The organism is Paraburkholderia sediminicola (assembly GCF_046030555.1).
Lineage (GTDB): Bacteria > Pseudomonadota > Gammaproteobacteria > Burkholderiales > Burkholderiaceae > Paraburkholderia > Paraburkholderia sediminicola_E.
Genome location: NZ_JAQQCH010000031.1, coordinates 60,454 through 71,329 on the forward strand (window position 1 = coordinate 60,454; position 10,876 = coordinate 71,329).

The following is a 10,876-nucleotide window of genomic DNA, read 5'->3' on the forward strand; positions in this document are numbered from 1 at the left end:
TGTTCGCGCGCCGCGTGGTTCGTTCCTCTTATGAAGATCGAAAGCCAAAACCATGACTTCAAAAAATCGCCGTGATTTTCTGCGCTCCGCCGCGCACGCCGCCGGATCCGCCACCGCGTTGAGCATGTTGCCGCTGGGCATTCGCAACGCGCTCGCGATTCCCGCCAACAACAAGACCGGTAGCATTCGCGATGTCGAGCACATCATCGTGCTGATGCAGGAAAACCGCTCGTTCGACCACTACTTCGGCACGCTCAAGGGCGTACGCGGTTTCGGCGACACGCGCGCGATCAACCTGCCCAACGGGAAGCCGGTGTGGTATCAACCGCTCGCCGCGGATGTCGGTTATGTGTTGCCGTTCCGTCCCAGCGCGCCGAACCTCGGCCTGCAATTCCTGCAAGACCTCGCGCACGACTGGACCAGCACGCACGCAGCATGGAACGGCGGCCGCTACGATCAATGGGTGCCTTCCAAGGGCACCACGACGATGGCCTACCTCACGCGCGACGACATTCCGTTCCACTATCAACTTGCCGATGCGTTCACGATCTGCGACGCGTACCACTGCTCGCTGATGGGCCCGACTGACCCGAACCGCTACTACATGTGGAGCGGATGGGTCGGCAACGACGGCAACGGCGGCGGCCCCGTGATCGACAACTCGGAACTCGGCTACGGCTGGTCCACGTATCCGGAAGTGCTGCAGAACGGCGGGATCACCTGGAAGATCTATCAGGACATCGGCACAGGACTCAACGCCAGCGGCTCGTGGGGCTGGACGCAGAACCCGTATATTGGCAACTACGGCGACAACTCGCTGCTCTACTTCAACCAGTATCGCAACGCGCAGCCGGGCAACCCGCTCTACGACAATGCGCGCACCGGCACGAACGCGGCCAATGGCGACGGCTACTTCGACATCCTCAAACGCGACGTGCAGAACAACGCCCTGCCGCAAGTCTCGTGGATTGTCGCGCCGGAAGCGTACTCCGAGCACCCGAACTGGCCGTCCAACTACGGTGCGTGGTACGTCGATCAGGTCTTGCAGATTCTCACGTCGAATCCGGAGGTATGGAGCAAGACCGTGCTGCTGATCAATTACGACGAAAACGACGGCTTCTTCGATCACATGGCGCCGCCGTTCGCGCCGGCATCGAGTGCAAATGGTTTGTCGACCGTGGACACCAGCAATGAAAACTACGCGGGCAACGGTAGTACACCGGCTGGCCCGTATGGACTCGGCCCGCGCGTGCCGATGCTGGTGGTCTCGCCGTGGTCGAAAGGCGGCTACGTGTGCTCAGAACTGTTCGACCATACGTCGGTGATCCGCTTTATCGAAAAGCGCTTCGGCGAACAGCACAATCTCGGCGAATCGAACATCACGCCTTGGCGCCGCGCGGTGTGCGGCGATCTGATGTCGGCGTTCAACTTCAGCACCCCGAACGACGCCTTTCCGACGCTGCCGAGCACGAGCGGCTATGTGCCGCCGGACCAGAATCGTCATCCGGACTATGTCCCGCTGCCGCCGCTCATGCAGGCTGTGCCGAAGCAGGAACCCGGCGTACGCCCGGCTCGCGCCCTGCCGTACGAGCTGTTCGTGCGCGTGCATGGTGAAGGGTCGGCCAACAAGCTGACGATGCGTTTCGTCAATTCGGGCCGCACGGGTGCCGTGTTTCTCGTCTATGCGGCGAATGGCCTCGCCGCGCCGCTGACGTATACGGTGGAAGCCGGCAAGCGGCTGCAGGATCAGTTGCCGTTGAATGTCGACGGTACTTACGATTACACCGTCTACGGCCCGAACGGTTTTCTGCGCCGCTTCGCGGGCAAACCGGTCGCAAGAAGCTGGTGGCACGGCTCCGATATCGCGCGACCGGAAGTGGCCGAAGGCTACGACGTCGCGAACGGCAACCTGCAATTACGGCTGGAGAACGTGGGTAGCGCACGCTGCCAGTTCACCATCGTCAATGCCTATGACGCGGGCAATGTGGTCAAGCATTCGGTGCGCGGCGGCGATACTGAACAGCTGTACCTCGATCTGCGCAACGCCTATGGCTGGTACGACCTGGCGATTACCGTCGACACGGATCCGTCGTTCGCGCGGCGCTTCGCCGGACACGTGGAAACCGGCAAGAGCAGCATGAGCGATCCGGCGCTAGGCAGCTAGGTTTCCACCAAGCCCTTACCAAAGAAGCGGCCGCTGCGATAGAAAGCAATGGCCGCTTTTTCATGCGTTCGCATCGTAACGCTTAAGCCGTAGGCTCAAGCCGCTACAGCCGCCCTCCCGACGCACACTCGCGCATCTTCTCGCGAATCGCTTGCACAACGAACTCCGCATAGTAGGCAAGACGCTCGACTATCCGCATCATCTGCATTCTCCGATGATGTGAAACCATCTGCCTGCATCGGCACAGCGCGTCGCATTGATCATTATTGTCATACAAATACAGCGCCTCGCAGACGCTTGCTGTGGCGGTGCTTAGGCATCTATTGAAAAATCCGCGTCGCACGAAAAAGTATGCAGCATCGCGGCGTGCCGCCACAAGCGGCCCCCCGGCAATCGTCGGAAACTGAAAGCATTCCCCGCTCAAGTCCCCGCTGCCCAAGCCGTATACCGCGTATGACACCCCGCCTCATCGACTACGACTCACTGCTTAGCAAGTGCTGTGACGCAATTCAAGCTGGACTAAGGTCTGACCAAGGAAATCGCAGTGACGTTCTATAGAAATCTGAAGATCGCCGTTAAATTGGCGCTGCTCGGCGCCGTGCTGCTCGCCGCCACGACGGTGGTGGGTCTGGAAGGCTGGCATGCATTGTCGAATACGCATGCGTTGCAAATCCGGTCCGCGCAAACACTCAGCCAGTATGCGCAGGCCGCCGACACCGCGCGTGTCGCGCAAGTCGAATTCAAGAAACAGGTGCAGGAATGGAAGGACTTGCTGCTGCGCGGTGCCGATTCGGCCGCGTTCGCCAAGTACCGCGACGCCTTCAGCAAGGAAAGCGGCACGACGCACGCAGCCCTGCTGCGGTTGAAGGATCAACTGAGCGTCTTGGGCGCCAACACCGACGGTGTCGACAAAGCACTTGCCACGCACGCCTCGTTGCAGGACAGCTACCGCGATGCGCTCAAGCATTACGACGCGGCCGACCCGAATACCGCGCACGTCGTCGACGGCCTGGTCAAAGGCATCGACCGCGCACCGACCGCGGCCATCGACGACATCGTCGCTTCGGTGATGCAACAGGCGCAAGACTCCACCGTGCGCACGGGCGACGCCGCAGAACACGCGTACACGCTCGCCTGCGTGCTGCTGCTCTCGGTCGTGATCTGCTCGCTCGGCGTGGGCACTTTCGCGGTCTGGTTCCTCAGCCGCAGCATTACGCTGCCGGTCAGGCAGGCGGTGGGGGTCGCGCAAGCCGTCGCGGCGGGCGATCTACGCGCCGACGTCGTCGTGGTGAGCCGCGACGAAACCGGTCAGTTGCTGGTCGCGCTCAACGAAATGAATCAGCGCTTGCGGCATATCGTCAGCGAAATTCGTGAAGGCGCGAACACGATCTCGTCGGCGACACAGGAGATCGCCGCGGGCAATCTCGATCTGTCGGCGCGCACTGAACAACAGGCCGCTTCCCTCGAAGAAACCGCCGCGTCGATGCAGCATTTCACCGACTCGGTTCAGCGCAACGCGGCCAATGCACGCGAAGCCACTTCACTTGCGCAAACAGCAGCACAAGCCGCGCGCGACGGCGGCGTCGTGATGACCGATGCGGTGCGCACGATGGGCCAGATCGACGCAGCGTCCAGGCGCATCGTCGATATCATCGCGGTGGTCGAGGCCATTGCGGCGCAGACCAATATTCTGGCGCTCAACGCCGCGGTTGAAGCCGCGCGGGCCGGCCTGCAAGGGCGCGGCTTCGCGGTGGTCGCGAGCGAAGTGCGCAGTCTCGCCCAACGTTCGGCCGATGCCGCGCGTGAGATCAAGGCGCTGATTCGCGAGTCGGTTACCACGATCGACACCGGCACGCAGTTGATCAACCACGCAAGTAACACGATGGACGGCGTGGTGCAAAGCGCGGGCAGCGTGACGCGCATCGTCGAGGCGATCGCGACGGCTAGCGTCGATCAGGCAGCGGGCATTGCGGAAGTGAACGATGCGGTCACGCAGATGGATCAGGTGACGCAGAGCAATGCGGCTTTGGTCGAGCAGGCGGCCGCGGCGGCCGATGCGGTGCAGAGCAAGGCATCAAGCCTGGTGCAAAGTGTGAGTTTCTTCCGGATCGGCCTGGCGGCGTCTTAAGACCCGAAATCGAGGCCGCCGATCAATACCACCGGGTCGGCCTGTGTGTGCGAGAGAAAATCCAGTTCGCGAACATGGCGCCAGGCTTCGAGCTTGCGCGGCAGCGCGGCCAGATAGCCCGCGAAGCGCACCGGCCCTTCCGCGCCCATCAGGCGCTCGATCTCGTCGTTGTCCCAGGTGAGAAACAGATTCAAGGGATGGGGGTAGTGGCCCACGCTTTCGATCGGCACTGCGTGAATCCGCACGCGTGTGGGATGGCCGTGGCCGCCGTAAGGCAGCACTTCGGTATGGACAGTGGTGGCGAAACATGCGGCGATCGCCTCGGCGATGCGAGGCGCAAACTGTTCATCGAAACGGATAGCAGTTTCTGGGCGCATCTATGTCTCCGGCGGTCTTTACAACGTGCGAGGTATCGTAGCATGTGGGTAGACTCGCTACCTGTTGTGTACTTGTCGCATGTTAGCCGTGTCTTTGTAGCGTCTTTGTAGTGTCCTTGTTGCATCTGCGTGCATTTTCTTTGGTGTTTGGGTGCGGGCGCTTGTTGTCTGGTTGCCTGTGGCGTTGGCCTTTCCTTGGTTTCTTATTGGTTTGTTAGTGTCGCCCCTGTGCGGGGCGGCACTTACTTTCTTTGCCGCCGCAAAGAAGGATAAGCAAAGAAAGCGGCTTTGCACCGCTAATTCTTAAGCGGGCCCCCTCGTGCAGTTGCGGTAGTGGTGCATCTGGAATCCGTGCCCTCGCACACTCCGCGCTGCTGACCAGGCACTCATCCGCTCCCACTCCGCACTACGTGCGTCGCGGATGGGTATGCGACGGGAACCAGTGGGGTACGTAGGCATGATGGGCGTGGCGCGTATTCTCCGCTTGCCCCGCCTTTTCTCGCCTCATTAATCAATTTTTCCGTATACCGCCTCGCCTTCGAACAACGTCATCGTCGTCGCCACTTCCGCTATTCGATGTGGCGCCACTTCGCGTATGTCCTCACTCAGTACCGCGAGTGATACCGGACGGCCCGCGCTCAGTTGGCCGGCCCGGTCATCGAAGCGTAAGCTGTACGCGGAATTGTGCGTGTACGCCTGCATCATCGTCGCGAGATCGACGCTTTGCTCCGGAAGGAACGGGGTGCTTTCGATATCGCCCGGTCTCGCGCGGCGCAACGCTGTTTCTATTGCTACCAGCGGGTTTTGTGTCGATACCGGCCAGTCGGAGCCGCCCGATAACATCGCACCATTGCGCTGCAAATCGCCAAACGCATAGTGGCGACTCATTCGCCGTTCTCCCAGCAATTGCGTGTACAGGTCCCGCAAATCCGGTGCGACACTGCCCCATACGGCCTGAATCGATGCGATGGCACCGGTCTGCGCGAAACGCGGTACGTCCTGTGGATCAATCAGTTGTACGTGCGCTAGTTGCGCTCGGCGGTCGCGGCGGCCGCGTTCGTGGTTCAGCGCTTCGAGTGCGTCCAATGCCATGCGTACCGCCCGGTCGCCGATCGTGTGGAAATGCAGGTCGAAGCCAGCAGCGTCAGCGGCAAATACAGCCTCGCGCAGTTGCGCAGGATCCCAATGCGCAGCACCGTTGTGGTCGGCGTCTTCGTAGTTGTCCAACAATGCGCCTGTGTGGCTCTCAAGTACGCCGTCGATGAAGATCTTTGCCGTGTGCAAACGTACGCGGCCGCCGTTGTACTGGTGGCGCCAGTCAATCAATTTGGTAATCTGCGGCGCAAGCGACATATTCGGCGACACCAGCAACCCCAGGCTCACGTTCGCCTTCAATTCGCCGTTGTCCCGCGCGCGCACGTAGGCATCGACGAGACGTTGCCCCACCATCGCTTCGAACCACCCCGTGAGGCCGTTTTCATGGGCCTGGCGTTGCGCCTTCTGCAACGCCAGCGCGGATTCATCAGCGCCCATTTGCGGGAGATGGCGAAACAGCCCGTATAGCGCGGCTTCATGTACGACGCCCGTGGGCTCGCCATGCTCGTCGCGTTCATAAATTCCGCCTTCGGGGTCCGGAGTCGTTGCGCTCACGCCGAGAGCACGCAATGCAGCTGTATTCAGGCAGCCGGAATGTACGTCGTGACCAATCAGGAGCAGTGGACGGTCACGCACCATCGCGTCGAGTGCCGTACGATTAAGCCGCGCGCCGAGCGCTTCGAGTGCAACGTTGCCCGCCATCACCCAGCTTCGCCGCGGATGCAAAGCAGCGCATTCGCGGACCTGGTGGGCAATTGCGTCGAATGAATGTGCGTCGCCGAGATCGCCGTCACACGTCAGCTGAAATCCTTCGACGGGATGCGCGTGCGAATCCGTAAAGCCAGGCACGATCATGCGACCACGCAAATCGATTTCCTCCGCCTGGTGAAGCGCCTCCGGCAAACCCGCGCGGCTGCCAACGTATGCGATCAACCCGTCGCGCACGGCGAGACATTCTGCAAAGGTGGGCGTCGGGCCACCGGTGTAGATCGCACCGTTGACGAAGGTGCAGTTGCGGTAGCGCAGCGCGTTGCGTGTGGCGTCGTGTGAGAAGTTAGCCATGATAGTCGTCAGAATGAATAGATGAATTGGGTCGCCAGAATGTCGTTGGCACGTGAATAGGTGCCGTCGTTCATCAGGAACACCGGATGGTTGGCCTGGTCGTGGCGGTACTCGAACTTGAGCGTGATCTGCTGGGTCGGGAAGAACAGCAGGTCGGCCGTGATGTCGTAGTGCGTCGCGCCTTTGCACTCGGCGCCATTGCGCGTCGAAGCGGAGAAGCATGCAGGGTCGATGCCGAAGCCGCTCGTCGCATTCACCGATGGATTACCGCCGGAGAGTCCATACAGAATGTTCGGCGCGCCGCCGCCGTTGGCGGTGTCGTTCAGATAGTCAAAGCGCAGCGTCGCGCCCATGTGGCCGAGCCACGTGGAAGTCCACTTCTTGTGGCCCTGTAATGAAATGCCGTACCAGCGCGCGGTGCCGCCGTCGTAAGCGCCCTTCTGCTGTTCGCCGTAGTCGAGTTGCGCGTTCAGTTGCAGCTTGTCGCGTGTGTAGGTCAGATCGGTTTCGACGTAGCGCATCATGCCGAAGGGCGTCGATGCATTGCATTGGTAACCATAGCCGCCCGGATTCGCGCACGGTGAGAACAGCGTCGAGCGACCGATCATGCCGGCCACGCCGATGTCGAGCGCGGTCGACAATGCATCGTCGAAGCGCGCGCTGATCGACGGCACCCAGTTGCTCTGCGAAGTGTTGTTGGGACCGTTGACGATCGCCCCCGCTGTGCGCAACTGTTCATTCGCGATGTACACCTGCCAGAAATGCGTGAAGATCGCGTTGTTTCCCTTCAGGCCAATGCCGACCATGCCCGCCGGTTCGCTGAAGTCATACAGCAGATTGTGCGTCAGTGTCAGCATCTGATTCGACGGCAGTGCCTCATAGCCAATCGGACTTTGCAACAAACCCGCCGTGAAGGTGGTGAGCGAACTCAGCGGCACCGTCACATCGGCCTGCGTCAGAATGTTGTTGCCGACGCTGCCGTGCCCGCTGCTCAAGGTCGAACCCACGCCGCGGTTGGGCTGGATCACGATCTCCGCCGCCGGCGCGAGCGGTCCGACGCCGAAGGTCTTCTTGATGTCGAGATAGACATCGCCGATCTGACTTTCGAAGTAGTCGTAGACGCCCGGGTCATGATTCAGGAACTGGAAACCACCTGAACGCCGCGCTCGGTTGTACAGGTACAGCGGGTCGATATAGCCTGTCACGCTCAGGCCGGCGAGCGGGCCGGTGGTGGCCGCATCTTCAAGCGAGTCCGTTTTCAGCGTGAGATTGTTGACCTGCTCGTGCATCGACTGAAAATCACGCGCCAATGTTGCGGAGTCCTGTGCGGAAGCAGAAGCGGCGGCTGTGGCAGACGCTGGTGCCGATGCGGCCGTTATCTGCGGCGTCGTCCTAACCTTGGCCTGAGCCTGCAGGCTATGAATCTCCGCTTGCAGCGAAGTGATTTGTGCCTGCAATGCATCAAGTTGCGCGGCGACAGACGGATTCGCCGCAGCGTCCGTCTGTGCGGCAAGAGCAGTCAACTGGAACGCGAGTGCGCTCACCAGAACAATGACTTTCAGTTTCATGGTGGAAGATATCGAAGAGACGAGTTGATCCGCACCGCGTCGCGAAACGCGGCGGCAGAAAGCGTGCTTGTTGTAGGAGCGCGGGGTCGCTGCGGAACTCAGTTACGTATCAAACGCACTGATGTCACCAGGTTGCGCAGCTTCTTCAGATAACCCGTTCAGGTCGCTAGTCCGTCTTGTACTGTTGCCACAAACGCGTCACGAGCCGGTTGATCTCGGTCGGCAAAGGCTTGACCGCGAATAGCTTGTTGAAGTCCGCAGGCGGCGGGAACACCGCGGGATCGGCCAGCACGTCCGCATGCACCAGTTTCGACGCGCTCGGGACCCCGGTGGGATAGGAGGTGTCGTTCGTCAGGTTCGCACTTTCCTTCTCGGACAGCACGAAGTTGATCCACTTCAGCGCGGCATCGGGATGCGGCGCATCCTTCGGCACGGCCATTACGTCGAACCAGATCGGGCCACCTTCGTTCGGCAGAATGTATTTGATGTGATACGAGCGATGCGCATCGAGCGCGGAGCGTCGCGCAGTGTTCACGTCGCCCGACCAGCCGAGCGCGAGACAGATATCGCCGTTCGCCAGGTCACCGATGTAGCTGCCGGTACTGAACTGCGCGATATACGGCCGAATACCCTTCAACACGGTCATTGCATCCTGGTAGTCCCTGGGATTGGCGCTATTCGGATCGCGCTTCATATACAGCAGCACGCTGCCGAATACATCGCGTGGGGAATCGATCAGTGAAATGCCACAGCTTTTCAGTTTCGCCGCGTTCCTGGGATCGAACAGCAGATCGAGGCCGTCGAGCTTTGCGTCCTTGCCGAGCGCAGCCTGCACTTTCTCGACGTTGATCCCGAAACCGTCCGTCCCCCAACTCCATGGCACGCCGTATTGATGTCCGGGGTCGTCTGCAGCGAGTAGCGCCATCAGCCTGGGGTCCAGCAGCGCGTAGTTAGGCAGCCTGGTTTTGTCGAGCGGCTGGTAGATGCCGGCGGCCAACTGCTTCGCCCAGAAAGCGTCAGACGGCACCACCACGTCGTAGCCGGAGCTGCCGGAGAGCAGTTTGGCCTGCAAGGTCTCATTGCTGTCGAACTCCTGATACACCACGTGGATACCGGTCGCCTTCTCGAAGTTGGCGACCGTATCCTTGCCGATAGAATTGCCCCAGTTGTAGATGTTCACGACCGCCGGGTCCGCATGCGCCGCCGCGGTCAGCAAACATACCGATAGTGCCCGCATCGGCCGCGCCAGTCTCTTACTCCACCCGCTGATTTCCATCCTCGACCTCCATCCCCGGTTCATGATGATGCAACGATGGGCAGAGTCTAGGGAGGCGAAATTACGGCGTCTGTCCCGACTGAGGGGGGACACGCAGAATATAAACGTCCTGCCTTGGGTTTTCGGGGCCCTGGCGCTTGCCGCCGGTATGTGGAGGGGTAAGCCGCAGTGGGCGCGCCGATTTTTTCGTGTTATCAGTGGAGGTTGCCACGACCCGTCGTTGAAAAATATCAGGTTATGAACGCCTCTTCCTCCACCACACCGCTGTCTATCGGGCAATTGGCCGCGCTGTCGAACGCCATGGGTCCGGTGGTCGATTCGGCCGGTTCATCGCGTTTTCTGGGGCAACTATTCGATTGCGTGAAGCAATTCGTCGATTGCGATTCGTTGCATCTGCAACGGGCGCGCATGACGTCGCAGGAAACACGCGCCCGGCGCATCGAGTGGATCGGCAGCTATGCGCCCGACCACGAACACTTGCAGCGGACCATGGAAACGTACTTCGGCAGTTTCGCCGACCGCGATCCGCTCAACGACCGCGTTTCCGATGCCCGGCAGGCCGAACTGATTCACCGGTCGGCACAGACAATCGAAGATACCGAGATGCGCTGTCTGATCTACGACGTTGCGAATATTCACGACGAGTGCATCGTGGTGCGGCCGTCCAACGGCATCGCCTATTCGCTGTCCACCTGTCGCGCACGGCGTTTGCCGGCGTTCTCGCTCTACGAGTTGAGCGTACTCAAGCACCTCGGCCAGGTGCTATTGCCGCTGGCGGAACTGCATACGCGCATGGTCGGCGTGCCGCTCGACGACAACATCAACCGGATCGCGCCCGCGGACGTGCTCCAGGCCTATCTGACACGCCGCTCGATCCTGCTTTCGTCGCGGGAAGCCAGTGTGTGTTCGTCCTTCGTCAAGGGCATGACAACACTATCGACGGCAGAGGCAATGGGCGTAAAAGAATCGACGGTTGAGACTTATGCCAAGCGCGCCTTCGCGAAGCTTGGCGTAAGTTCACGCCGCGGGTTGTTATCGGCGGTGCACGGAGCGGGAGCAAATGAACGCCGTGTCACCAACGTGGAATGTGCGAAGACACAGATTCCAGATGCACCACTACCGTAACTGTGCGGGGGACCCGCTTATAAGCTAGCGGTGTGAGCGGCGGATTCAACCGGTCGTTGCAACACCCAGCGTTTCTGCCAG

The 10,876-nt window shown here is 60.8% G+C and carries 7 protein-coding genes; 3 read left to right on the forward strand and 4 right to left on the reverse strand.

Annotated features, from left to right (window positions below; all coding sequences use genetic code 11):
• Positions 1-52: 52 nt before the first annotated feature.
• The gene (locus PQQ52_RS30720; protein ID WP_408220063.1) at positions 53-2,164 is read left to right on the forward strand and encodes a phosphocholine-specific phospholipase C; all 2,112 of its coding nucleotides are present in this window, start codon (positions 53-55) and stop codon (positions 2,162-2,164) included.
• Between the two features lie 544 nt (positions 2,165-2,708).
• Positions 2,709-4,292 carry a methyl-accepting chemotaxis protein gene (locus PQQ52_RS30725; RefSeq protein ID WP_408220066.1) on the forward strand — a complete coding sequence of 528 codons (1,584 nt, stop codon included), beginning with the start codon at positions 2,709-2,711 and terminating at the stop codon, positions 4,290-4,292.
• Here the strand turns inward: PQQ52_RS30725 and PQQ52_RS30730 are convergent.
• From PQQ52_RS30730 to PQQ52_RS30745, 4 genes are all read right to left on the reverse strand, one after another.
• Entirely contained in the window at positions 4,289-4,669 is a 381-nt protein-coding gene (locus PQQ52_RS30730) for a DUF5594 family protein (RefSeq protein WP_408220069.1), read from the reverse strand. The two genes, PQQ52_RS30725 and PQQ52_RS30730, sit on opposite strands and share 4 nt — an antisense overlap.
• Positions 4,670-5,176: 507 nt before the next feature.
• Positions 5,177-6,826 (reverse strand): amidohydrolase, encoded by a 1,650-nt coding sequence (locus tag PQQ52_RS30735; RefSeq protein ID WP_408220071.1) that lies wholly within the window; start codon positions 6,824-6,826, stop codon positions 5,177-5,179.
• An 8-nt stretch (positions 6,827-6,834) separates the two neighbouring features.
• Positions 6,835-8,394, reverse strand: a complete 1,560-nt coding sequence (locus PQQ52_RS30740) for a DUF3138 family protein (RefSeq protein ID WP_408220073.1) — start codon at positions 8,392-8,394, stop codon at positions 6,835-6,837.
• A 166-nt stretch (positions 8,395-8,560) separates the two neighbouring features.
• Positions 8,561-9,631 (reverse strand): extracellular solute-binding protein, encoded by a 1,071-nt coding sequence (locus PQQ52_RS30745; protein ID WP_408220076.1) that lies wholly within the window; start codon positions 9,629-9,631, stop codon positions 8,561-8,563.
• A 276-nt stretch (positions 9,632-9,907) separates the two neighbouring features.
• On the opposite strand from PQQ52_RS30745, the gene PQQ52_RS30750 reads away from it, so the two are divergent.
• The gene (locus PQQ52_RS30750) at positions 9,908-10,795 is read left to right on the forward strand and encodes a helix-turn-helix transcriptional regulator (RefSeq protein ID WP_408220079.1); all 888 of its coding nucleotides are present in this window, start codon (positions 9,908-9,910) and stop codon (positions 10,793-10,795) included.
• Positions 10,796-10,876: the final 81 nt, after the last annotated feature.

Bases quoted from the DNA above. Each gene is read 5' to 3' on its own strand.
- PQQ52_RS30720 (WP_408220063.1), top strand. From the start codon at position 53: ATGACTTCAAAAAATCGCCGTGATTTTCTGCGCTCCGCCGCGCACGCC.
- PQQ52_RS30730 (WP_408220069.1), bottom strand. From the start codon at position 4,669: ATGCGCCCAGAAACTGCTATCCGTTTCGATGAACAGTTTGCGCCTCGC.
- PQQ52_RS30735 (WP_408220071.1), bottom strand. From the start codon at position 6,826: ATGGCTAACTTCTCACACGACGCCACACGCAACGCGCTGCGCTACCGC.
- PQQ52_RS30740 (WP_408220073.1), bottom strand. From the start codon at position 8,394: ATGAAACTGAAAGTCATTGTTCTGGTGAGCGCACTCGCGTTCCAGTTG.
- PQQ52_RS30745 (WP_408220076.1), bottom strand. From the start codon at position 9,631: ATGCGGGCACTATCGGTATGTTTGCTGACCGCGGCGGCGCATGCGGAC.
- PQQ52_RS30750 (WP_408220079.1), top strand. From the start codon at position 9,908: ATGAACGCCTCTTCCTCCACCACACCGCTGTCTATCGGGCAATTGGCC.